At 66.2% G+C, this 22586-nt stretch carries 17 protein-coding genes; 6 read left to right on the top strand and 11 right to left on the bottom strand.

Annotation, left to right across the window (positions count from 1 at the left end):
• Positions 1 to 3 precede the first annotated feature (3 nt).
• From ACFPU0_RS23905 to ACFPU0_RS23880, 6 genes are all read right to left on the bottom strand, one after another.
• Entirely contained in the window at positions 4 to 1731 is a 1728-nt protein-coding gene (locus ACFPU0_RS23905) for an FAD-dependent oxidoreductase (RefSeq protein WP_377695773.1), read from the bottom strand.
• A 69-nt stretch (positions 1732 to 1800) separates the two neighbouring features.
• Positions 1801 to 2715 carry a transporter gene (locus tag ACFPU0_RS23900; protein ID WP_377695772.1) on the bottom strand — a complete coding sequence of 305 codons (915 nt, stop codon included), beginning with the start codon at positions 2713 to 2715 and terminating at the stop codon, positions 1801 to 1803.
• A gap of 641 nt (positions 2716 to 3356) precedes the next feature.
• Positions 3357 to 4739, bottom strand: a complete 1383-nt coding sequence (locus ACFPU0_RS23895; protein WP_377695771.1) for an aspartate aminotransferase family protein — start codon at positions 4737 to 4739, stop codon at positions 3357 to 3359.
• 156 nt (positions 4740 to 4895) lie between these two features.
• Positions 4896 to 6299: an APC family permease gene (locus tag ACFPU0_RS23890; RefSeq protein ID WP_377695770.1), complete on the bottom strand. Its 1404-nt coding sequence runs from the start codon at positions 6297 to 6299 to the stop codon at positions 4896 to 4898.
• 131 nt (positions 6300 to 6430) lie between these two features.
• Positions 6431 to 7486 (bottom strand): ABC transporter substrate-binding protein, encoded by a 1056-nt coding sequence (locus ACFPU0_RS23885; protein ID WP_377695769.1) that lies wholly within the window; start codon positions 7484 to 7486, stop codon positions 6431 to 6433.
• A 146-nt stretch (positions 7487 to 7632) separates the two neighbouring features.
• The gene (locus ACFPU0_RS23880) at positions 7633 to 9123 is read right to left on the bottom strand and encodes an aldehyde dehydrogenase (protein ID WP_377695933.1); all 1491 of its coding nucleotides are present in this window, start codon (positions 9121 to 9123) and stop codon (positions 7633 to 7635) included.
• A gap of 229 nt (positions 9124 to 9352) precedes the next feature.
• On the opposite strand from ACFPU0_RS23880, the gene ACFPU0_RS23875 reads away from it, so the two are divergent.
• Positions 9353 to 10273 (top strand): LysR substrate-binding domain-containing protein, encoded by a 921-nt coding sequence (locus ACFPU0_RS23875; RefSeq protein WP_377695768.1) that lies wholly within the window; start codon positions 9353 to 9355, stop codon positions 10271 to 10273.
• A gap of 36 nt (positions 10274 to 10309) precedes the next feature.
• Here ACFPU0_RS23875 and ACFPU0_RS23870 read toward each other — a convergent pair whose 3' ends face one another.
• The 4 genes from ACFPU0_RS23870 to ACFPU0_RS23855 all read right to left on the bottom strand — a co-directional run bounded on the left by ACFPU0_RS23870 (position 10310) and on the right by ACFPU0_RS23855 (position 16642).
• Positions 10310 to 13471 carry an efflux RND transporter permease subunit gene (locus tag ACFPU0_RS23870; RefSeq protein ID WP_377695767.1) on the bottom strand — a complete coding sequence of 1054 codons (3162 nt, stop codon included), beginning with the start codon at positions 13469 to 13471 and terminating at the stop codon, positions 10310 to 10312.
• Positions 13468 to 14955, bottom strand: a complete 1488-nt coding sequence (locus ACFPU0_RS23865; RefSeq protein WP_377695766.1) for an efflux RND transporter periplasmic adaptor subunit — start codon at positions 14953 to 14955, stop codon at positions 13468 to 13470. Before ACFPU0_RS23865 ends, ACFPU0_RS23870 begins: the two co-directional genes overlap by 4 nt.
• Positions 14952 to 16208 (bottom strand): TolC family protein, encoded by a 1257-nt coding sequence (locus ACFPU0_RS23860; protein ID WP_377695765.1) that lies wholly within the window; start codon positions 16206 to 16208, stop codon positions 14952 to 14954. The genes ACFPU0_RS23865 and ACFPU0_RS23860 overlap by 4 nt, the downstream gene beginning before the upstream one ends.
• A gap of 89 nt (positions 16209 to 16297) precedes the next feature.
• Positions 16298 to 16642, bottom strand: coding sequence for a hypothetical protein (locus ACFPU0_RS23855; protein WP_377695764.1), 345 nt, complete (start codon positions 16640 to 16642; stop codon positions 16298 to 16300).
• A 143-nt stretch (positions 16643 to 16785) separates the two neighbouring features.
• Between ACFPU0_RS23855 and ACFPU0_RS23850 the strand changes: the two genes are divergently transcribed.
• The 3 genes from ACFPU0_RS23850 to arsJ are packed head-to-tail and all read left to right on the top strand — an operon-like array spanning position 16786 to position 19456.
• The gene (locus ACFPU0_RS23850; protein ID WP_377695763.1) at positions 16786 to 17160 is read left to right on the top strand and encodes a metalloregulator ArsR/SmtB family transcription factor; all 375 of its coding nucleotides are present in this window, start codon (positions 16786 to 16788) and stop codon (positions 17158 to 17160) included.
• 52 nt (positions 17161 to 17212) lie between these two features.
• Positions 17213 to 18217, top strand: coding sequence for an ArsJ-associated glyceraldehyde-3-phosphate dehydrogenase (locus tag ACFPU0_RS23845; protein ID WP_377695762.1), 1005 nt, complete (start codon positions 17213 to 17215; stop codon positions 18215 to 18217).
• A gap of 3 nt (positions 18218 to 18220) precedes the next feature.
• The gene (gene arsJ, locus ACFPU0_RS23840) at positions 18221 to 19456 is read left to right on the top strand and encodes an organoarsenical effux MFS transporter ArsJ (RefSeq protein WP_377695761.1); all 1236 of its coding nucleotides are present in this window, start codon (positions 18221 to 18223) and stop codon (positions 19454 to 19456) included.
• Positions 19457 to 19885: 429 nt separating this feature from the next.
• On the opposite strand, the gene ACFPU0_RS23835 is transcribed toward arsJ, so the two are convergent.
• On the bottom strand, positions 19886 to 21274 hold the full coding sequence (locus ACFPU0_RS23835) for an amino acid permease (RefSeq protein ID WP_377695760.1): 1389 nt from the start codon (positions 21272 to 21274) through the stop codon (positions 19886 to 19888).
• Positions 21275 to 21527: 253 nt separating this feature from the next.
• Between ACFPU0_RS23835 and ACFPU0_RS23830 the strand changes: the two genes are divergently transcribed.
• Both ACFPU0_RS23830 and ACFPU0_RS23825 read left to right on the top strand, forming a co-directional pair.
• Positions 21528 to 21986: an Lrp/AsnC family transcriptional regulator gene (locus ACFPU0_RS23830; protein WP_377695759.1), complete on the top strand. Its 459-nt coding sequence runs from the start codon at positions 21528 to 21530 to the stop codon at positions 21984 to 21986.
• Positions 21987 to 22025: 39 nt separating this feature from the next.
• Positions 22026 to 22451: a VOC family protein gene (locus tag ACFPU0_RS23825; RefSeq protein ID WP_377695758.1), complete on the top strand. Its 426-nt coding sequence runs from the start codon at positions 22026 to 22028 to the stop codon at positions 22449 to 22451.
• The last annotated feature ends 135 nt before the right edge of the window (positions 22452 to 22586 follow it).

The following is a 22586-nucleotide window of genomic DNA, read 5'->3' as shown; positions in this document are numbered from 1 at the left end:
CCGTCAGGCCTTCCTGGATTCGAGATGGGCCTTGTTCGCCGCGCGATAGGCGAAGGCCAGGATCGGCCCGAGGGTCGCGCCGCCGGCCCAGTAGGCGCGGCCGGACGCCGAGGCGACGCAGTTGCCGACGCCGTAGAGTCCCGGGATGGGCTGGTTGGCGTTGTCCAGCACCTGGCCGTGGGAGTTGGTCTTGGGCCCGCCCTTGGTGTCCAGGTTGCCGCCGGTGATCAGTGCCGCGTAGTACGGCCCCTCCCCCGCCAGCGGGTGAAGGGTCGGGTTTTCGCTGTTCTCGCCCGGCTTCACGCTGCCGTTGAAGAGCTGCTCGACGGTCAGTTCGCCGCGATGGAAGTCGCTGTCCCTGCCGGCCTTCGCCAGATCGTTGAAGCGCGCGATGCTGGCCTTCAGGTTGGCGAGGAAGTCGTCCGCGAGCGTCAGCCCGCCAGTCTCGGAGCGGTACTTCTCCAGGCGTTCGCCGATGGCCTTGGCCAGGGCCTCCAGGGTGTCGCCCTTGATCACATGACGGTCGTTGCCGCCGGCCGGGACGATGGGCGAGCCGTACTCGTCGCTGGCGCAGTAGGTCTGGGCGCGCTGGTCCCAGATGGAGATCATCACCAGGTTGGGATACTCGGCCTTCAGTCCGTCCCACTGGAAGAAGCCGGGGACCATCTCGTTGTAGACGGTCTTCTCGTTCATCACGCGCTTGCCGTACTTGTTCACCATGAGCATGGAATCGCCGGTCATGGTGAAGATGCCGGACATGGAACCGTCCTTGGCCAGGGCCTTCTCCAGCAGGATCGGACAATGCCAGGCGTAGTTCATGTTGCGCAGCTGCACACCCAGTTCGCTGGCGATGCGGATGAAGTCGCCCTCGTTGGTCAGGGTGGCGCAGCCGCCGTAGACCGGCGCGTTGAGGAAATTGCGGCGCAGCTCCGCATCGTGGGTGAAGCCGCCGCTGGCGAAGATCACCGCCTTGCGCGCGCGCACCCGCTGCAGGGTGCCTTCCTCGGTTTCCACCTCGACGCCGATGGCGGCGCCCTGTTCGTTGGTGATCACGCGGGTGACCCGATGGCCGGTGCGGATCGCCACGCCATCGCGGCGGGCGGCGGCGGTGAGGGTGCGGATCGCCACGCGGCCGCCGTCGGACATGCTCGGGCGCGCATCGCGGGGCACCAGCACGCGGCCCTTGGGCGCCTTGTCCTCGGGAATCTCGCACCAGTAGTCCGGCACGTCGGCGCAATGGCGGTAGGGCAAGGCGTCCTTCTCGGCCAGCAGCTCGGCGGCGGGCGAGGCGCTGTCGTAGATGGCCTCGCACATTTCGTACTCCCAGTCGCTCAGGCCGAGCTTCGGCAGCGCCGGGTCGAAGGATTGCGGCCGGGTGAGGCGCGCCACATAGCGCAGGAAGTCGGCCTTGGGGTCGCTCATGCCGGCATCGCGCATGGCCTTGTTGTTCGGCACCCAGTACCAGAACGCCGCCTTGGCCGCCGTGCCGCCGGGGCTCGCGGCCTTCTCCAGGATGACCACGTCGTTGCCCAGCCAGCGGGCGAACAGCGCGGTGGGCAGGCCGCCGCCTCCGCCGCCGCAGACCACGATATCGTGCTCGCTGTCGAAGGGTTTGTCGGCGGCGCCGGCCTTGCCGACCACCAGGCCGCCGAGGGCCATGGCGGCGGTGCCGGCACCGGCGGCCTTGATGAAGTTGCGCCGAGAGGTGGCGAGTTTCTGTTCGTCGTTCATGTCGATTCTCCAGGGGATCGAAGGCCCGCCGCGCGCTCGGCAGCGGGAGGAATCAGCGGGATGGAAGGCTCACCAGTAGTGCCAGAGCTGCAGGAACAGGCCGTCGGTAACGCTGGTGTTGCGGCCGTGCACGCCCTTGGAGTAGTGCAGCGAGACCTGGTCCCACATCTTCTGGGCGTAGAGGCTCTGGATGCCCGGCTTGAGCTGGAACAGCACGCCGGCGCCGACGGCCGTCTCGTTGGACTCGGAGTCGGGGATGATCCGGCCCCAGCGGTCGTCAGAACCCCAGGTCTTCTGGTGGTCGGAGCTCAGGAACGGCGTCACCTGGTAGGTGGGCCGGTCGAGCACGTTGTAGCCAAGGCGCAGGTTGGCGTGGAAGGTGTTGCCCGGCTCGGTGCCGTGGGGGCCGTCGCCACGGAGGATGCCGCCCACCAGCAGGTCGATGTTCACCTTGCCGAACCACTCGTTGTAGAAGAGCGACGGCCAGAAGGACCAGGTGTCGCTGCTCACCGAGTCGGCGCCCACCGGCACCTGGACGTAGGCCTGCGCGCCGAGGGTGCGCAGCGGCTCGGGGTTGTACCAGACCAGGCCGCCCACCAGCGGATCGCCCAGGCCGCTGACGCGCACGCCGTTCCCGCGCACCGCCACTTCCGGCACGGTGATGCTGGCGATGAAGCCGTTGTTCGGCAGGCCATCGACCTTCCAGTAATGCAACAGCGAGGAGAGGCCGACGTAGGTGTCGGTGCCGCTGCCGTCGACCTTGTCGCCGTCGTCGTCGAAGCGCTTGCTGTCGTCGTTCCACTGCACGTACTGGCCGAACGAGTCGTAGGGCTCGGTGAAATCCGAGCTGAACTGGAAGCTCTGCGGCCGGTTGCCGGCAAAGGGGATGCCAGAGGCCTGGGCATTCCAGGAAGAAAGAAGGCCGGCACCCAGCATCAGGGTACCGAGCGCCGATGAAGTGACCCGGCTGTTGTTGACGCGCATTCAGGACATTCCTGCTGGTGTTCTGGTTTTCGGGGCAAAGGCCTCCCGTTCGCGCGAACCTGCGGCTCGCGCGATGGGGCGTCTGCGGTGATCGGTGCGGGACCGGTATCAGGCGGGGTTCGATGGTGCCCCGCCGGGGTCAGCCGTCAGTCGGGCGCCACCTGGTGCGGGAGGATGGGGGAAACCAGCGGAATGGATCGGGAACGAGGTGAGAGAGGACGCATGGCATTGACCTTGTTGTTATGAGTTTGCCTGTGGCCGCGACAGCGACCCTGCGGGGAGGCAGCCCCGCCGGCCGGCTCGTGCGGCAGGCCCAAGCTACAAAAGGCGCCCTCCCCCAACAATGCCGCTTTTGCCGATATCAGAGTTCGTGGATCGCGAACAATGCGGGCAGACCGCAGGCCGCCTGGCAGTCGTGCTTTTCCTGTAGGGGCGAATTCATTCGCCAAGCAGGCCGCAGGTCTGCCCTGGGTCGACCATTGGGGCTGCTTCGCAACCCTTGGCGAATGAATTCGCCCCTACAGAAAACTGCCCCGGGCACAAAAAAACGGCGCGCGGGCAGCAATCCCGGGCGCCGTAACACTGCCTAGCAGCTGTGGTGAGCGAAGCGCCGGCCCTGAACCGGCACTTCGTAGCGGGCGTCAGAGACGGCCCAGCTCCTGTGCGGTGCGATCCACCGCGATCCTGGTCTTGCCGACCAGCTCGTCGATTTCCGCGCGGGTGGCCACCAGGGCCGGCGCCATGATCATCCGGCCAAGGGTGGAGCGGATGATCACGCCCTCCTCGAAGCCGATGGTGCGGCAGCGCCAGGCGATGTCGTTCTCGTTGGCGAAGCGCTTGCGGGTGGCCTTGTCTTCGGCCAGCTGCAGCGCGGCGACGAAACCGGTGCCCTGGATATCGCCCACCAGCGGATGGTTGCCGAACACCTCGCGCAGGCACTGCTGCAGGTAGGGGCCGGTGTCGTTCTTGACCTGGGTCACCACGCCCTCGTCGCGCAGCGCCTTGAGATTGGCGATGGCCACCGCCGCCGCCACCGGGTGGCCGGAGTAGGTCAGGCCGTGGGCGAACACGCCGCCCTGCTCCACCAGGACCTCGGCCATGCGCTTGCTGAGGATCAGGCCGCCCATGGGGATGTAGCCGCTGGTCAGGCCCTTGGCGATGGACAGGGTGTCCGGCTCGAAACCGAAGTGCTGGTGGGCGAACCACTCGCCGGTGCGGCCGAAGCCGCCGATCACTTCATCGGCGCACAGCAGTACGTCGTACTTGCGGCAGATGCGCTGGATTTCCGGCCAGTAGGTTTCCGGCGGGAAGATCATGCCGCCGGCGCCCTGGAAGGGTTCGGCGACGAAGGCGGCAACGTTCTCGGCACCCAGTTCGAGGATCTTCTCCTCCAGCTGGCGCGCGGCGCGCAGGCCGAATTCTTCCGGGCTCAGGTCGCCGCCATTGGCGAAGTGGTACGGCTCGTCGATGTGGGCGATGTCCGGCAGCATGCCGCCCATCTCGTGCATGAACTTCATGCCGCCGAGGGCCGTGGCGCCCAGGGTGGAGCCGTGGTAGCCGTTCCAGCGGCCGATCATGATCTTCTTCTGCGGCTTGCCGAGGATCTGCCAGTAGCGACGCACGGTGCGGATCAGCACCTCGTTGGCCTCGGAGCCGGAGTTGGTGTAGATGGCGTGGCTGTAGTGGCCCGGCAGCAGGCTGAAGAGCAGTTCGGAGAGTTCCACCACCGCCGGGTGGGTGGTGTGGAAGAACATGTTGTAGTACGGCAGCTGCTCCAGCTGCCGGGTGGCGGCCGCGGTGAGGTCCTTGCGGCCGTAGCCGAGGTTGGTGCACCAGAGGCCGGACATGCCGTCGAGGTAGCGCTTGCCGTCGTTGTCCCAGAGGTGGAGGCGCTCGCCACCGACGATCACCCGCGGCCCTTCGGCGTTCAGCGCCTTCTGGTCGAGGAAGGCGTGGATGTGGTGGGCCGCATCGGCTGCCTGGTAGTCACGGGTTTCGCGTTGGGCCTTGAATTCTGCGTTCATCGATGGGGTCTCCTCGTCCCGTTTTCTGCTGCCTTGATGCTGGCCGAAGCCGCCGGGCAGGGAAAATACTAAATATGTCTTCGAGCTATATGAAAAAGCTGCCCTGTCCGCCGGCCGGGGACAGGGCCTCCAGGTGAAGCGGTCAGGAACGGCGCCTCACTGGATCCGCTCCAGAGGTTCTGGGCGGAACAGGTCCTTGCGCATCACGAACTTGATCCAGAGCACGGCGATCAGCGACACCAGCCCCAGCACCACGCCGGCGATGCCGAAGATCTTGCCGGTCATGTCCGGGCTCGGCGAGGCGTACCAGATGGCGTAGAACATCCCGGCGATGCCGAACAGCTGCGGCAGCGGATAGAAGGGCGTCTTGAAGGGACGCGCGATGGCCGGGTAGCGGCGGCGCAGGGCGATCACATCCAGGTGGACGATGATGTAGGCCAGCAGCCAGGCCAGGGCGGCGGCCAGCAGCAGCAGGTTGACCGAAGCGGCGTCCTGCCCCAGCACCAGGATCGGCAGGCCGGTGATGGCGGCGACGAACAGCACCGATACCCAGGGCGTACGGGCATTCGGACTGAGGCGCTTGAACACCGGGAAGGCCTGGCCGTTCTGCGCCATGCCGTAGAGCATGCGCGGGATGGCCGCCAGCGAGGAGTTCAGGGTGCTGAAGGTGGCGGTCACCGAGGCGATCACCAGGAACAGCTCGCCGGCCTTGCCGAACACGGTGGTGGCGAACAGGTAGTGCGGCAGCGCGTCAGTGGTCAGTGCCTCCTGCGGCACCATGAACAGTGCGCCCAGGCAGTAGAGGCCGATGGTCACGAAGATCACCGTCAGGCCGATGATCATCGAGCGAGGGATGTTGCGCTCCGGCCGCTTGGTTTCCTCCACCAGCGGGCAGACGAACTCGGCGCCGACGAAGCCCCATACGGCCAGCGCGGTGAGGGTCAGCACACCGGCGCCCATGGGGTTCCAGTCGCCGTGCAGCACGCTGCCGGCGGTTTGTGTCGGCGCGCCTTCGACGATGGCGGCGACGCCCAGCAACAGCAGCACGAACACCATCACCACCGCCAGGGCGGTCTGCAGCTTGGCGAAGATGTCGATGCCCATCAGGTTGAGCACGGTGAACAGGCCGAGCACGCCGAAGGCGACGGAAAAGGGCGGGAAGACGCCCGGGTAGACCTTGCCGACGATCAGGTCGAGCAGCAGCAGTTCCGCCGACAGGGCGAACATGGCCACCACCACGTAGCCGGAGAAGGTCGCCAGGATGGCCGGGAAATGCCCCAGGGCGACTTCGGTGTAACTGCTGAGGCCGCCAGCGCGAGGAATCATCAGCGACAGTTCGGAGAAGGAAAACGCATAGCTCAGGGCCAACAGGTAAGCCAGCCCCAGCGGCACGATGAAACCCAGGCCGGAGAAGCCGGCGCCCTGCAGCATCAGCACCATCACACCCTGTGACACCACCAGGCCGATGGCCACCGACAGCAGCGCCCCCAGACCCAGCACACGGCGGAAACCGCCCGCTTCCGCCTGCCCATGGGCAGGAATGGACACACTTGCACTCATGACACTCTCCCGATCTTGTACTTGTTATCCGCCCGTTCGGCCGCCGTGCCCGGCGGCGTCCGCGGGACGCAGGTTTCAGACGTAGGGTGGGCTGAAGCGGAACGCCGCCCGGCCCACCCATTGCAGATGGATCAGCGCGCCGCCCAGGCGTTGAAGCGCTCTTCCAGCTCCTCGCCGTGGTTGACCCAGAACTCCGCGCTCACCAGTTGCGCCTCGGCCAGGTTGGCCGGTGCGGTGGGCAGTTGCGCCTGGGTGGCGGCGGGCAGTTGCGCCAGGGCGTCCTTGTGCACCGGGCCGTAGGGGATCTGGCTGGAGAAGGTCTTCTGGGTCTCGGCCTGGCTGGCGAAGACGATGAAGCGTTCGGCGAGCGCCTTGTTCGGGCTGCCGCGGACGATGGCCCAGTGGTCCGGGTCGTAGAGGTTGCCGTTCCAGACGATGGCCAGCTTGGAGCCCTCCTTCTGCGCCGCGGCGATGCGGCCGTTGTAGGCAGCGGACATCACCACGTCGCCGGCCACCAGCCATTGCGGCGGCTGGGCGCCGGCTTCCCACCACTGGATATGCGGCTTGATCTGGTCCAGCTTGCGGAAGGCACGGGCCACGCCGTCCGGAGTCTCCAGCACCTTGTAGAGGTCCTCGCGCTTCACCCCGTCGGCCAGCAGCGCCGCTTCCAGGGTGTACTTGGCGCCCTTGCGCAGGCCACGCTTGCCGGGGAAGCGCTGGACGTCCCAGAAGTCCGCCCAGGAGCTGGGCGCGGCGGCCAGCTTGTCGGAGTTGTAGGCCAGCACCATGGACCAGACGTAGCTGGCCACGCCGCATTCGCTGACGGTGCCGGGCATGTAGCTGGCCGACTCGCCGAGCACGGCCGGATCGATACGCTCGAACAGGCCCTCCTCGCAACCGCGCAAGAGCTCGGGGCTTTCCACCTCCACCACGTCCCAGGTGACCTGGCCGATATCCACCATGGCCTTCACCTTGGACAGTTCGCCGTTGTACTCGCCGGCCACCACCTTACCGGCGCCGCTTTGTTCGAAGGGTTGGAAATAGGCCGCATCCTGCGCGGCCTTGGTGGCGCCGCCGAAGGAAATCACCGTGAGCTTGTCGGACTGGGCCTGGGCCGAACCGCTGGCGGCGGCCAGCAGGGCAAGGCCGACGGTGGCGCGGATGCACGGGGGCAAGGACTTGAACATGGATACTCCCTCACTACTTGTAAGTTGTGGTCAGTTGCTGAGGCAGTCGTGGCCAGGAGGCCGCAGCCCGCGCGTGCACCACGCACGGGATTGGATTTCTTGTTGTGAACGGCCGCTTGCTGCAGGGGCATGCGGCCGGTGGCGTCTCAGCGCAGCTGGAACCAGGTGGTCTTCAACTGGCTGTACTTGTCGAAGGAATGCAGCGAGAGGTCGCGGCCGAAGCCGGACTGCTTGCCGCCGCCGAAGGGCACGGCGACGTCCAGGGCGTCCACCGTGTTCACCGATACCGTGCCCGCCTTCAGCGCGCGGGCCACGCGATGGGCGCGGTTGAGATCATCGCTCCACACCGAGGCGGCCAGGCCGTAGATGCTGTCGTTGGCCAGGCGCACGGCTTCTTCCTCGCTGTCGAAGGTGCTGATCGCCAGCACCGGGCCGAACACCTCTTCCCGCGCCAGCTGCATGTCGCCGCGCACATCGGCGAAGACCGTGGGTTCGACGAAATTGCTGGAGCCGTTGAAGGTCAGGCGCTTGCCGCCGGCCAGCAGCCGCGCGCCCTCCCCTTGCGCGCCTTCGATGAAGGCCATGACGCGGGCGGTCTGCCCGGCGTCGACGATGGCGCCGGCGCGGCTGGCCGGGTCCAGCGGGTCGCCGGGCATCCAGGCGCGGGCCTTGGCCAGCAGGCGTTCGGTGAATTCGTCGCGGATCGAGCGCTGTACGTAGAGGCGCGAGTTGGCCGAGCAGACCTCGCCCTGGTTGAAGAAGATGCCGAACGCGGCCTTCTCGGCGGCGAGGTCGAGGTCGCGGCAGTCTTCGAAGACCAGGTTCGGACTCTTGCCGCCGCATTCCAGCCAGACCTGCTTGAGGTTGGACTGGGCCGAGTACTGCATGAAGTACTTGCCCACCTGGGTGGAACCGGTGAACACCAGGCAATCCACGTCCGGGTGCAGGCCGAGTGCCTTGCCGGCGCTCTCGCCGAGGCCCGGCACCACGTTCAGCACGCCTTCCGGGATGCCCGCTTCCAGGGCCAGCTCGGCCAGGCGCAGGGCGGAGAACGGCGACTGCTCGGCGGGTTTGAGCACCACGCTGTTACCGGCGGCCAGGGCCGGCGCCAGCTTCCAGGCGGCCATGTCGAGGGGGAAGTTCCAGGGCACCACGGCGGCGACCACGCCCAGCGCCTCGCGGGTGATGGTGGCCAGGGCATTGGGCGCGGTGGGCGCCACCTGGTCGTAGAGCTTGTCCAGGGCCTCGCCGTACCAGGCGAACACATGGGCGGCGCCGGGCACGTCGATGTTGTAGGCATCCATCACCGGCTTGCCCATGTTCAGCGAATCCAGCAGGGCCAGTTCTTCGCGGTGGGCCAGCATCAGCTCGGCCAGGCGCAACAGCACTTTCTTGCGTTCCACCGGCGCCATGCGCGCCCAGGGGCCTTGGTCGAAGGCGCGGCGCGCGCTGCGCACGGCCAGGTCCACGTCCGCCTCGCCGCAGGCGGCGACGCGGGCCAGCAACTGGTTGGTGGCCGGGTTGATCGAATCGAAGGTTGCGCCGGAGGCGGCACTCACCTGGCGGCCACCGATCAGCGCCTTGTCGTTGAATGCTTGCCGGGCAGCTCGCTGCTGCCAATAGCCGAGATCGAACACGCTGCACTCCCAGTCGACCGTCTGCGCGGTCATGTTGTTATTCGGGTCGAGGCAGATGGTGCGCCAGCTTCCGGCAGAGGAAAATTATTAAAAATATGCTCGAGTCATATGAAAAAACTCGGCAGGCCGTGCGGTTCCACAGGCGCCGTCTGGGGTAAGGTGCAACCCACAACGACAAGCACAACGAGCCGCCCGCGCGAGCGCCCGCGGCCCAGCGACAGAGGTGCCCGTGGCTACCTATACCTTGCGACAACTCAAGTATTTCGTGACGACGGTGGAAGCCGGCAGCGTGGCCGAGGCGTCGCGCAAGCTGTACATCGCCCAGCCGTCCATCTCCACCGCCATCAAGGGCCTGGAAGAAAGCTTCGGCGTGCAGCTGTTCATCCGCCACCACGCCCAGGGCGTGTCCCTGACCCCCAGCGGCACGCGCTTCTATGAAAAAGCCCAGGAACTGCTGCGGGTGGCCCGCGAGTTCGAGCAGAACGCCCTGGCCGACAACGATATAGTCGCCGGGCAGATCGACATCGGCTGCTTCGAAACCGTCGCCCCGCTCTACCTGCCGCAGCTGATCGCCGGCTTCCGCGAACAGTACCCGGGGGTGGACATCCGCATCCGCGACGGCGAACAGCAGGAACTGGTCCAGGGCCTGACCGCCGGCACCTTCGACCTGGCCTTCCTCTACGACCACGACCTGGACAGCACCATCGCCACCGAACCGCTGATGCCGCCACAGAAACCCTACGCCCTGCTGCCGGAAAACCATCGCTTCGCCAGCCAGGCCCAGGTCTCCCTGCGCGACCTCTGCCTGGAGCCGATGATCCTGCTGGACGTGCAACCCAGCCGCACCTACTTCGTCAGCCTGTTCCACGAGCTGGGCCTGACGCCCAATATCGTCTTCAGCTCGCCATCCATCGAGATGGTGCGCGGCATGGTCGGCCAGGGCTTCGGCTTCTCCCTGCTGGTCACCCGCCCGCATTCGGAATGCACCTACGACGGCAAGAAGGTGGTCACCGTCGACATCAGCGAGCCAGTGGCCACCTCCGGCCTGGTGGCCGCCCGCCTCAAGCGCGGCCAGCTGACCAAGCCGGCACAACTGTTCGTGGATTTCTGCCGGGAACGCCTGGCGCAGAAGGCCGGTGAAACCTCGTAGGTCCTTGTCGAGCCCGGGATCGCGCAACCGCCGCCCTCATGTGGATTCTCCGAGTTCGACGGGCGCGGTCGCATGGCGCTGCCCGCGGCGACGCATGAGCCAGTACGCCGCCGGGATGACGAAGAGGGACAACAGCGGCGCCGTGATCATGCCGCCGACCATGGGGACGGCGATCCGGCTCATCACCTCGCTGCCGGTTCCGCCGCTCCAGAGGATCGGCAGCAGGCCGGCGATGATGACGGCCACGGTCATCGCCTTGGGACGCACACGTTGCACCGCCCCCTCCCGAATGGCGCCGAGCAGGTCATCGTGCGTGGTTTGCCCGCTGCCCTGTCGCTGGGCCCAGGCATTCTTCAGGTAGAGCAGCATGATCACGCCGAACTCGGCGGCAACGCCAGCCAGGGCGATGAAACCGACGCCGGTGGCGACCGACAGGTTGAAGCCCATCAGGTAGAGGAGCCAGACCCCGCCGGTCAGCGCGAATGGCAGCGTGGCCATGATCAGCAAGGCCTCATCGAAACGTCCGAAGGTGAGGTAGAGCAGCACGAAGATGATCGCCAGGGTGGCCGGCACCACCAGCTTCAGCCTGGCGTTGGCTCTTTCCAGGAACTCGAACTGCCCGGAATAGCTGAGGCTCATGCCGGGTGAAAGCCTGACGCTGTCCGCCACTGTCCGACGCAAGTCGGCCACGACCGATGCCAGGTCCCGTCCGCGCACGTCGATGTAGACCCAGCCGGAGGGACGGGCGTTTTCGCTCTTGAGCATGGGCGGCCCATCGACGATGCCGATGCTCGCCACCGTCCCGAGGGTGATCTGGCCACCCAGGCGGGTATAGATGGGCAATTGTCGAAGGGCTTCGACCGAGTCACGCCATTCGCGCGGGTAGCGCAGGTTGATCGGATAACGGGCCAGGCCCTCCACCGTTTCCCCGATGTTCTCGCCGCCAATGGCACTGGCGACTATGGCCTGCACGTCGGCGATGTTCATCCCGTAGCGAGCGGCGGCCTGGCGATCGATGTCCACATCGATGTAGCGCCCGCCGGTCAGGCGTTCGGCAAGGGCCGAGCTCACGCCGGGGACGGTCCTGGCGGCACGCTCGATGGCCCGGGTCGCCTGGTCGATGTCCGCGAGGCTGGTTCCCGCGACCTTCACCCCGATGGGGCTCTTGATGCCCGTTGCCAGCATGTCGATCCGATTGCGGATCGGCGGGATCCAGATGTTGGTCAGGCCTGGCACCCGGACCACGCGATCCAGCTCCTCCACCAGCTTTTCGCTGGTCATGCCCGCCCGCCATTGCGCCTTCGGCTTGAAGGCTATGGTGGTCTCGAACATCTCCAGGGGCGCGGGATCGGTGGCCGATTCGGCGCGCCCGGCCTTGCCGAAGACACTGGCGACTTCGGGAACCGTCCTGATCAGGCGGTCGGTCTGCTGCAGGAGTTCCGAGGCCTTTTGCGCGGACAGCCCGGGCAATGCCGACGGCATGTAGAGCAGGTCGCCTTCGTCCAGCGGCGGGAGAAACTCGCCCCCCAGGCGCGAAGCGGGCCAGAGCGCGGTGAGGAACGCCAGCAAGGCCAGCAGCAGCGTGGCTTTCGGGAAGCGCAGGACGAGATCCAGGGCCGGCTGGTACAGATGGATGAGGGCGCGGTTGAGCGGGTTGTTCCGTTCGGCTGGAAGCCGGCCACGAATCCAGTACCCCATCAGCACCGGAACCAGGGTGACCGCCAGGCCGGCGGCGGCGGCCATCGCATAGGTCTTGGTGAAGGCCAGCGGACCGAACAGACGCCCCTCCTGGGCCTCCAGGGTGAAAACCGGCACGAACGACAGGGTGATGATCATCAGGCTGAAGAACAGGGCCGGCCCGACTTCGATCGCCGCCTCGGTCATCACCCGCCAGTGCTGTTCGCCGCGCAAGGTTTCGCCGGGATGGCTGGCGTTCCAGGCCTCGACCCGCTTGTGGGCGTTCTCGATCATCACCACCGCCGCGTCGACCATGGCGCCTATGGCAATGGCGATGCCACCGAGGGACATGATGTTGGCGTTGATGCCCTGCACGCGCATGACCGCGAACGCGATCAGCACACCCACCGGCAGGGAGACGATGGCCACCATGGACGAGCGCAGGTGCCAGAGGAACGCCGCGCAGACCAGCGCGACGACGATGAACTCCTCGATCAGCTTCTGGCCGAGGTTGCGCACGGCCCGCTCGATCAGTTGGCTGCGGTCGTAGGTGGTGACTATCTCCACACCCTCGGGGAGGCTCTTGCGCAGCTCCTCCAGCCTGGCCTTCACCGCCTCGATGGTGTCGCGGGCGTTCTTGCCGGTACGCAGGATCACCACGCCGCCGACGGCTTCCCCTTCGCCATCGAGTTCGGCGATGCCGCGGCGCATTTCCGGCCCGAGCTGGATGGTCGCCACATCGCCGAGGGTCACGGGGGTGCCCGCGGGCGTCAGCTTGAGCGGGACGGCGCGGAAGTCGGCGAGGGTCTTCAGGTAACCGGATGCCCTGACCATGAACTCGGCTTCGCCCAGCTCCAGCACGGCGCCCCCGGTTTCCTGGTTGGACCTGCCGATGGCCTCGACCACCTCGGCCTGGGTAATGCCCAGGCCGGCGAGGCGGGTCGGGTCGAGCTGGATCTGGTACTGCCTCACCATGCCGCCCACCGAGGCCACCTCGGCGACGTTGGGCAGGGTCTTCAGCTCGAACTTGAGGAACCAGTCCTGCAACGCCCGGAGCTGCGCCAGGTCGTGGGTTCCGCTGCGGTCCACCAGGGCGTACTGGAAGATCCAGCCGACGCCGGTGGCATCCGGACCCAGGGCAGGCCTGGCGGCGGCCGGCAGCCGGCCCTGTACCTGATTCAGGTACTCGAGCACTTGCGAGCGCGCCCAGTACAGGTCGGTGCCATCCTCGAACAGCACATGGACGAAGCTGTCGCCGAAGAACGAGAACCCCCTGACCGTTTTCGCCCCCGGTACCGACAACATGGTGGTGGCCAGCGGGTAGGTGACCTGGTTCTCGACGATCTGCGGGGCCTGGCCCGGATAGCTGGTACGGATGATGACCTGGACGTCGGACAGGTCGGGCAAGGCGTCTATCGGCGTATCGCGCAGTGACCAGATGCCCCAGGCCACCGCGAACAGCGTGGCCAGCAGCACCAGCAAGCGGTTGGCGACCGACCAGCGGATCAGCTTCGCGATCATGGCGAGGCCTCCAGTTTTTTCAGTTGCTCGATCAGCAGTCCGGAATCGCCCTCGCGCACCTTCAGGCTGACGCGGTCACCCGCTTTCAGTCCTTGCGCCAGTTCGGGCCTGGCCAGCGGAAAGGTCATGGTCATGCCCGGCATGCCCAGGGTCTTGAACGGGCCGTGGGCGACGGTCAGCGACTGCTCGCCGATTTCCACGACCCTGCCCTCGGCTTCATGCAAGGCCGGTTGCTCCTGGACAGGCGCGGGTTCTGCCAGTGCCCGGGCTTCGATGCCCTTCAGGCTGGCTTCGGAATCGATGAGGAACTGCCCGGACGCCACCACCCGCTGCCCCGCCTCCAGGCCGGCGAGCACTGCAGTCTGACCATCGCTTTCCTGCCCCAGCCGGATCTCCACCGGCCGGAAGCGCCCCTCCTCCCCGGCAACCATCGCCAGCGCGCGTTTGCCCGTGCGAATGACCGCCTCGCTGGGCACCAGCAGCACATCGCCCGGGCTTTGCTGGTTCAGGCGTACCTGGGCCGTCATGCCCGGCCGCAGGCGGCCATCGGGGTTGTCCAGTTCGATGCGAACGCGCAGGGTGCGGCTTTGCGGATCAGCCTCGGGCAGCAGGCTGGACAGCACCCCCTCGATCACTTCGCCGGGCAGGGCCGGCAGCCGGGCTTCGACCCTCTGGCCAACCCTCAGCGCTCCGGACTGGGCTTCCGGAACGGCCACATCCAGCCAGACCTGCTCCACGCCGTTGATCCTGGCCAGTGTCTGCCCGCTGGACAGGACCATGCCGGTGCGCACCTCAAGGTCCCGGATCACGCCGCTGACCGGACTGCTCAGGGTCATGACCGGTTCGGCCTTGCCGCGCCGCTCGACACGGTCGATCAGCGCCCCTGGCATCCCGGCCAGCTGCAAGCGCTGGCGCGCCGCCGCCGCCAGAGCCGGGTCGCCGGAGCGGCGCAACGCGAGGAACTCTTCCTGCGCCGCTGCCCATTCGGGGATCAAGACGTCGGCAAGGGGCTCGCCGGCGGCCACCCGGTCCCCCGGGGCTCGCGCGTAGGTGCGCTCGACGAAGCCGCTGGCGCGCGCCTGCACCTGCGCCACTTCCCGTGCATTGAAGGCCAGGACACCGGTTACCTGCAGGGTTTGCTGCAGTCTTCCCCGGGTCACGGTGGCCAGCCGCACGCCGAGGTTCTGCCGGATGGCCGGATCGATGCGAACGGAGGCACCCTCCTCCGCCTCATCCGCATACCTGGGCACCAGCTGCATGTCCATGAAGGGCGACTTGCCGGGCTGGTCGAACTTCTGCTGCGGGAACATGGGGTCGTACCAGTAGAGCGGCTGGCGACCGTCCTTGGGCGATCGCGGGTCACTGCCGGCCTCGACGGCGGCCCCCGGCGTGTGCTCCCGGGCGGCGAACCAGTACCCGCCGGCCGCCCCCAGGAGCAACGTCGTGCTCATCAACGCCACTGACTTCCAGGAAGCACGACTCATGGCCGGCCCTCCCCGTAGGTGAAGTACAGGCGGGCCGCAGCCAGGGCCTTGAGGCCCTGCAGGTCGATCTCCTTGAGCCTGGCCCGGACCAGCTCGCGGCGTGCCGTGATGACGCTGGCCAGTTCGGTGTTCCCGGCGCGATAGCCCGCCAGGGCGAGGCTCACCTTCTCTTCGGCCAACGGCACCAGCGTGGAGCGGCTGCGGCTCACCGCCCGCTCCAGGCGCTGGTAGTCCGCCAGGTCCGCTTCCAGCTGTTGCCCGTGTTCACGCAGCTGCGCCTCGCGGTCGGCTTCCAGTCGATTGACCTGGGCCCGCCGTGCCGCGATCGCCGGATCTTGCCGCGAGCCGGCGAAGACCGGCAGGTCGAAGGTGAATTGCACGGTCATCATGTCGCCGAACTCGCGCCCCCGGCGTTGGTAATCCAGCTCCCAGCTCCAGTCGGGTTTCTTCGCCGCTTCGGCTTCGCGCACCTGGGCCTCGGCTTCCCGCGCCATCGGCTCATAGGCCGCCAGTTCGGGGTGACGATGCAGGGCCTGCAGGTAGCGCGGGGCATCGATGGGCCAGCGCGGGAAGTCGCCAGCAAGAGGCTCCGCGGCGGCGTCGCCTATCCAGCGCTTGAGCGCTGCGCGCGCCTGGGCCACCTGGAGCACCAGGTCGTCCTGCTGTTCGGCCAGTTCGGCCGCCTCCTGCCTGGGCTCCACGGCGTCCTGCGCCTGCCCGCGCCCACCCGCCAGGCGGGCGCGAACGGCTTCTGCCAGCAGGCGGTTCTCGCGGAAGAAGTCGTCGAACCGGGCGAGTTTGCGCTCGCTGGTGTAAGTCGCGATCCAGGCCAGGGCGGTTTCCCTGCGGACCTTCGCGCGCTCGGCCTCGGCCTCGGCGGTGGCCCGATCGATCGAGGCCTTGGCGGTTTCGACCCGGGCCCTGCGCTTGTCGCGATTCGGCACTTCCTGCATCACGCCGACCATCTGCATGGTCATGAAGTCGCGATCCAGGCTCCAGCGGTCTTCACCCTCGATGGGAACGTTCTGCAGGCCCAGGGCCAGCTTGGGGTCCGGTAGCTCACCGGCGGGTATCGCGGCGTTCTTCGCCTCATCCAGCCTGGCGGCCTGCGCGGACAGGGATGGAGCATTGCGTTCCGCCAGCTGCAGGGCCTCGTCCAGCGACAGCGAGGCCCCCTGGCCTGGCACGGCGAACAGCATCATTGCCAGGGTGGCAGGCAAGGCCCACCCAGGGCAAGGTCTCACGGAAGTCATCAGGTGATTCCTCTGAATATTCGGCGCATGAGCGCAAACCCACCCGCAATCGCCAGGGACGCGGGAAGGCGTTCAGGTCGGAAAAGGAATCAGAGGGAGGGAGGTCGCCAGAGATCGGCAGGTGAGCGGTCGGGCACCGCTGCGGGGGGCATATCGGCCAGCACCGGCCCGGCCAGGGTGACGGGAGGCTTCAGGACCGACACCTGGAGCATGCTGCCGGTCTTGCATTCCTGGCCCGTCTTGCAGGCCTTCTTGCCATGCTCGGCCATCTTGCCCAGGTCATGGCAGCAATCCTGGTCCCCTTCCGCCATGGCGCTCAGGCCAGCGGCTTGCATCGGACAGGGGGCGGCCGGCGCCTCGAATCCCGCCATCCCGGTCAGGGGAAGCGTCAGGCTGATCAGCAGAATGAGGAGAACGCGAAGGCGCCGTGTCATGGGGTGGAGTTTAGTCGGCGGTTTGCGAGCGCCGCAATTGGCCAAGGGGAACAGGTTCAGCAGGCAGGCTCCCGGTCGGGAGGTCTTGCCTTATATACGAAAATCCATATATTCGTTTTCCCGAATATGTCTGGGTATGCCCCATGGCTGATCGACTGACCCCCACATCCGTATTCAAGTGCCTGGCCGATGAAACCCGCGTCCGCTTGATGCTGCTCATCACCCGCGAGGAAGAGCTGTGCGTGTGCGAGCTGACCTGCGCCCTGGAGGAGAGCCAACCGAAGATCTCCCGCCACCTGGCGCAGTTGCGCAGCTGTGGCCTGCTGGCGGATCGGCGCCAGGGCCAATGGGTGTACTACCGCCTGCATCCCGATCTGCCGGGTTGGGTATGCAGCGTGCTCCGCACCGCACTGGAAGCCAACCAGCACTGGATGAGTCCCGATGCCGGGCGCCTGGACGCGATGGGCAACCGCCCGGAACGGGCAACGCTCTGCTGCCAGGCACCGGCAGCGGATTGAGCGGAGCCGCTGGCACTCGCACTTCCCCCAATAGCCATCTGAGAACACGAGCATGAGCATCAAAGTCGGTATCAACGGTTTCGGCCGTATCGGTCGCCTGGCGCTGCGCGCCGCCTGGGATTGGCCGGAGTTCGAGTTCGTCCGGATCAACGACGTCGCCGGCGACGCCGCCACCCACGCCCACCTGCTGAATTTCGACTCGGTCCATGGCCGCTGGCACCACGAGGCCGGTGCCGAGGGGGATTGCGTGGTGATCGGGGGCAAGCGCATCCGGGTCACCGCCAACAAGACCATCGCCGACACCGACTGGTCGGACTGCGATCTGGTGATCGAGTCCAGCGGCAAGATGAAAACCGTCGCCGTGCTCCAGGCCTACCTGGACCAGGGCGTGAAACGGGTGGTGGTGAGCGCCCCCGTGAAGGAAAAGGGCGCGCTGAATGTGGTCATGGGCGTCAACCAGCATCTGTTCAATGCCGCCGAACATCGCATCGTCACCGCCGCGTCCTGCACCACCAACTGCCTGGCGCCGGTGGTCAAGGTGATTCACGAGAAGCTCGGCATCCGCCACGGCTCGATCACCACCATCCACGACCTGACCAACACCCAGAGCATCCTCGACCAGCCGCACCAGGATCTGCGCCGTGCCCGCGCCTCGGGCATGAGCCTGATTCCCACCACCACCGGCTCGGCCACGGCGATTGCGGAAATCTTCCCCGAGCTGCGCGGCCGGCTGAACGGCCATGCCGTGCGCGTGCCGCTGGCCAACGCCTCGCTGACCGACTGCGTGTTCGAGGTGGAACGCGCGACCACGGCGGAGGAAGTCAACCAGTTGCTCAAGGCCGCCGCCGAGAACGAGCTGAACGGCATCCTCGGCTTCGAGGAGCGTCCGCTGGTGTCCATCGACTACCGCACCGATCCGCGCTCGGCGATCGTCGATGCGCTGTCCACCCTGGTGGTCAACGGCACCCAGGTGAAGCTCTACGCCTGGTACGACAACGAATGGGGCTACGCCAACCGCACCGTCGAGCTGGCCCGGCTGGTCGGCCAGGCCGGCTGAGGAGTGAAAACCTTGTCAGCCTTGGCGCCGGAGGTGCGCCAGTACCTGCTGGTGACCGGCAATTACTGGGCCTTCACCCTTACCGACGGTGCGTTGCGCATGTTGGTGGTGCTGCACTTTCACACCCTGGGCTACTCGCCGCTGCAGATCGCTGCGCTCTTCCTCTTCTACGAGTTCTTCGGCGTCGTCACCAACCTGGTGGGCGGCTACTTGGGCGCACGCCTGGGACTGAACCGCACCATGAACCTCGGCCTGGCCCTGCAGGTAGTGGCACTGCTGATGCTTGCAGTGCCGGCTCCGCTGCTGAGCGTGCCCTGGGTGATGGGCGCGCAGGCGCTTTCCGGTATCGCCAAGGACCTCAACAAGATGAGTGCCAAGAGCTCCATCAAGCTCCTGGTACCGGACGGCCAGCAGGGCAGGCTGTACCAGTGGGTGGCGATCCTCACGGGCTCGAAGAATGCGCTCAAGGGCGTCGGATTCTTCCTCGGCGGCGCCCTGCTCGCCCTGCTCGGTTTCACGGGCTCCGTGCTGGCCATGGCCGCCGTGCTGGCATCGATCTGGCTCTCCAGCCTGTGCCTGCTGAAGAAGGATCTCGGCAAGGCCAAGGTCAAGCCCAAATTCCGCGACATCCTCTCCAAGAGCCGGGCGATCAACATCCTCTCGGCGGCGCGGCTGTTCCTGTTCGGCGCGCGGGATATCTGGTTCGTGGTGGCGCTACCGGTTTACCTGAGCACGGCGTTCGGCTGGGACTTCTGGCTGGTCGGCGGCTTCCTCGCCGCCTGGATCATCGGCTACGGCATCGTGCAGTCCCTCGCGCCGGCCATCACCGGCAAGCGGCGCGGGCAGGTGCCGGATGGGCGCGCCGCCTTCGCCTGGGCGGCACTGCTGGCCGGCCTGCCCGCCGCCATCGCCGTGGGCATCAACGCGCAATGGCCGGCCCAGGCCACGCTGCTCGGGGGGCTGATGCTGTTCGGTGCGCTGTTCGCGGTGAACTCTTCGCTGCACAGCTACCTGATCGTCAGCTACGCCAAGGAAGACGGAGTGTCGCTGGATGTGGGCTTCTACTACATGTCCAACGCCCTGGGACGGCTGATCGGAACCCTGCTGTCCGGCTGGATTTTCCAGGCTTACGGGCTGGAGGCGTGCCTCTGGACATCGACAGCTTTCGTGGTCGCGGCTGCCGTGATTTCCGCAGCGTTGCCGGCCCACCACGGCAGCCAGATGCGTGAACGCGTCTGACCGTTTGGACGCTCCGAGAAGTTGCTAGGGGCAACTGCGTTGCCCTTGGCGAGTAAACATCCACGTTCGTAGAACCTGGACTTGCTCTTGGCCCCCTGGAAGGGGGCGAATCCTCCCCCGTGCACAAGGCCGCCCCCTTTCGCCTGGCCTGGACCCTAGGGTGCGCTGCGCGCACCGATTCCGGGTTCGGCTTCGGCACCACGTCAAACCGCCGGTGCGCACGGCGCACCCTACCGGATCGGCTTCATCCTGCTGGCCCGGGAATTCGAATCGTCACAGGCAGAGCCGCTGACTCATGACCACGTCCTCAGGACGTGGTTTCCCACGTTCAAATGAATTCGCCCCCACAAGGGTCTGTTCCGGTCCCATCCTGCGGGCCTGATGCCCTGGCTTCGCAGGATGGGGCGGGCGGTGAAGAGACCCGAGCGGTCAGTTCAGCAAGGAGCGCTTGCGCGCATAGGCGAAGTACACCGCCAGGCCGATGACGAGCCAGGCACCGAAGGCGATCCAGGTGGCAGCCTGGAGGAAGGTCATCAGCGTGAGGCAGAAGCCGATGGCCAGCAGCGGCACGACGGGGACGGCCGGGCAACGGAAGGCGCGCGGGAGATCCGGTCGGCTCTTGCGCAGCACCATTACCGCGACGGCGATCAGGCAGAAGGCGGCCAGGGTACCGATGTTGATCAGCTCGGCGAGGACGTTCAGCGGAACGAGGGCGGCCACCAGGCCGAAGACGATGCCGACCATCCAGGTGGCGAAGAACGGGGTGCCGAAGCCGGGGTGAACGCTGGACAGACGCTGGGGCAGAAGACCATCGCGCGACATGGCGAAGATGATGCGGGTCTGACCGTAGGCCATCACCAGGATCACCGTGGTCATGCCGAGGATGGCGCCCAGGTCGATGAAGCCGGCGAACCAGTTTTCGTTGGCTCGCTGCAGCGCCAGGGAGACCGGGTGGTCCACGCCGAGGAACTCCTGGTACGGAACGATGCCCGTCATGATCATGGACACCGCGACGTAGAGAATGGCGCAGACCGCCAGCGAACCGATGATGCCGATGGGCAGGTCCCGATCCGGGCGTTTGACCTCTTCGGCCGCCGACGACACGGCATCGAACCCGATGAAGGCGAAGAACACCAGGGCCGCCGCGCTGAAGACTCCGCTGTAGCCGAAAGGTGCGAACGGCTGCCAGTTGGCCGGCTGCACATGGTTGGCGCCCACCACGATGAACAGCAGGACCACGGCAATCTTGATCGCCACCATCAGGTTGTTGATCCGCGCCGATTCGCGAATGCCGAACGACAGCATGGCGGTCAGGCCGATCATGATCAGCAGCGCGGGCAGGTTGATCCAGGTCTCGACGCCGGGAACCGAGCCCGGGGCCGCCGTGAGTTCAACCGGCAGGGAAATCCCGAAGCCGCTCAGCAATGACTGGAAGTACCCGGACCAGCCGACGGATACCGCCGAACTGGCCAGGCCATATTCGAGCATCAGATCCCAGCCGATGATCCAGGCCACCAGTTCGCCCAGGGTGGCGTAGCTGTAGGTGTAGATGGAGCCGGCAACGGGAACCGAAGAAGCGAATTCGGCGTAGCAGAGCGCGGCGAAGGCACAGGCCATGGCTGCGATAACGAAGGAAATGGTCAGGGCGGGGCCCGCGGTCAGTGCTCCGGTTCCCGTCAGCACGAAGATCCCTGTACCGACGATTGCACCGATGCCGATCAACACGAGATCGAAGGGGCCGAGGACCTTCTTCAATCCGCCAGGTGCCTGGCTGCTCATGACCATTGCGTCGAGGTTTTTGGTTCTGAATAGGCTCACAGCTGCCTCCGGGGCTACTTGTTTTTGTTGGGCTGCAGGCGGCCTGCCTCCGTGCCGAAGACCTGGGTAAAGGCGACATCAGCACTGCGGAGAAAGCTCGGGCCGTGATTGAATGTTATTTTTTTGATCAGGAAATGTTCTTTCCTTTTATTTTGTTTTTTCGTGTTTCTGGTTAATAAAATTATCCATTCGCCGCGGAATGCAGGCCCTGACGCGGCTGAGGCGGACCCAACCATCAACGGGAGGACAAGGCATGACAGAACTGGATAGCGTCGATCGCGCGATCCTGGAGATTCTTCAGATCAACGGCCGACTGACGAATGCGGAGGTGGCATCCCGGATCAACCTGTCTCCGCCAGCCTGCTGGAAGCGGCTGAAGCGCCTGGAAGAAGAGGTCATCGTCGGCTATCACGCCACCTTGAATCAGGAGGCCCTGGGGCTTGGCCTTTTCGCCTTCATCAACATCACCCTGGACTCCCACTCGGAAGAGGCGATGCTGAAGTTCGAACAGGGCATCCAGAAGCTGCCGAACGTCGTGGCCTGCCACACTGTCTCGGGACGCTACGACTACCTGTTGCAGGTCGTCGTGAAGGACATGGCGGCTTTCCACGAACTCGCCCTGCATCGCATCCGCACCCTGGGCAACGTCAAGGAGATGTACACCGGCTTCTCGCTCAAGGAGATCAAACGCTCGACCTGCCTGCCCATATAGCCTCGCGCCGCAACGACAACATCCCTACCGGAGAATTCGATGAGCCTTTCCCCCTTCCATCTGGCGATTCCCGTTTACGACCTCCCCGCCGCCCGAGCCTTCTACGGCGAGGTTTTCGGCCTGGAGGAAGGCCGCTCCAGCACCCAGTGGGTGGACTTCAACTTTTTCGGCCACCAGTTGGTGATCCACGAGCATCCCAAGACCTCCTCGCAGGAGAGCGTCCACAGCAACCCGGTCGATGGCCATGACGTACCGGTACCGCATTTCGGCGTCGTCCTGGAGTGGGACCAGTGGGAGGCCCTGGCCGAGCGCCTGCGATCCTTCGATATCAGGTTCGTGATCGAGCCCTACATCCGCTTCAAGGGCCAGGTCGGCGAGCAGGCCACCATGTTCCTCTTCGACCCCTGCGGCAACGCCCTGGAATTCAAGGCTTTCAAGGATATAGGCCAGCTGTTCGCCAAATAGGCTGCATCGCCGATGGCATGCAAGCTTCGCAGGATGGCCCGGTGGGAGCGAATTCATTCGCACTTGGGAAACCACGTCCTGAGGACGTGGTCATGAGTCAGCGGCTCTGCCTGTGACGATTCGAATTCCCGGGCC

The sequence above is a fragment of the Pseudomonas sp. GCM10022186 genome, assembly GCF_042656385.1.
GTDB lineage: Bacteria > Pseudomonadota > Gammaproteobacteria > Pseudomonadales > Pseudomonadaceae > Metapseudomonas.
This window is presented reverse-complemented; position numbering and strand designations above follow the sequence as displayed.

Coding starts and splice junctions, on each gene's coding strand:
- ACFPU0_RS23850 (WP_377695763.1), top strand. CDS start 16,786: ATGGCTGATCGACTGACCCCCACATCCGTATTCAAGTGCCTGGCCGAT.
- ACFPU0_RS23870 (WP_377695767.1), bottom strand. CDS start 13,471: ATGATCGCGAAGCTGATCCGCTGGTCGGTCGCCAACCGCTTGCTGGTG.
- ACFPU0_RS23860 (WP_377695765.1), bottom strand. CDS start 16,208: ATGACTTCCGTGAGACCTTGCCCTGGGTGGGCCTTGCCTGCCACCCTG.
- ACFPU0_RS23865 (WP_377695766.1), bottom strand. CDS start 14,955: ATGAGTCGTGCTTCCTGGAAGTCAGTGGCGTTGATGAGCACGACGTTG.
- ACFPU0_RS23905 (WP_377695773.1), bottom strand. CDS start 1,731: ATGAACGACGAACAGAAACTCGCCACCTCTCGGCGCAACTTCATCAAG.
- ACFPU0_RS23845 (WP_377695762.1), top strand. CDS start 17,213: ATGAGCATCAAAGTCGGTATCAACGGTTTCGGCCGTATCGGTCGCCTG.
- ACFPU0_RS23830 (WP_377695759.1), top strand. CDS start 21,528: ATGACAGAACTGGATAGCGTCGATCGCGCGATCCTGGAGATTCTTCAG.
- ACFPU0_RS23890 (WP_377695770.1), bottom strand. CDS start 6,299: ATGAGTGCAAGTGTGTCCATTCCTGCCCATGGGCAGGCGGAAGCGGGC.
- ACFPU0_RS23855 (WP_377695764.1), bottom strand. CDS start 16,642: ATGACACGGCGCCTTCGCGTTCTCCTCATTCTGCTGATCAGCCTGACG.
- ACFPU0_RS23895 (WP_377695771.1), bottom strand. CDS start 4,739: ATGAACGCAGAATTCAAGGCCCAACGCGAAACCCGTGACTACCAGGCA.
- ACFPU0_RS23900 (WP_377695772.1), bottom strand. CDS start 2,715: ATGCGCGTCAACAACAGCCGGGTCACTTCATCGGCGCTCGGTACCCTG.
- ACFPU0_RS23825 (WP_377695758.1), top strand. CDS start 22,026: ATGAGCCTTTCCCCCTTCCATCTGGCGATTCCCGTTTACGACCTCCCC.
- ACFPU0_RS23885 (WP_377695769.1), bottom strand. CDS start 7,486: ATGTTCAAGTCCTTGCCCCCGTGCATCCGCGCCACCGTCGGCCTTGCC.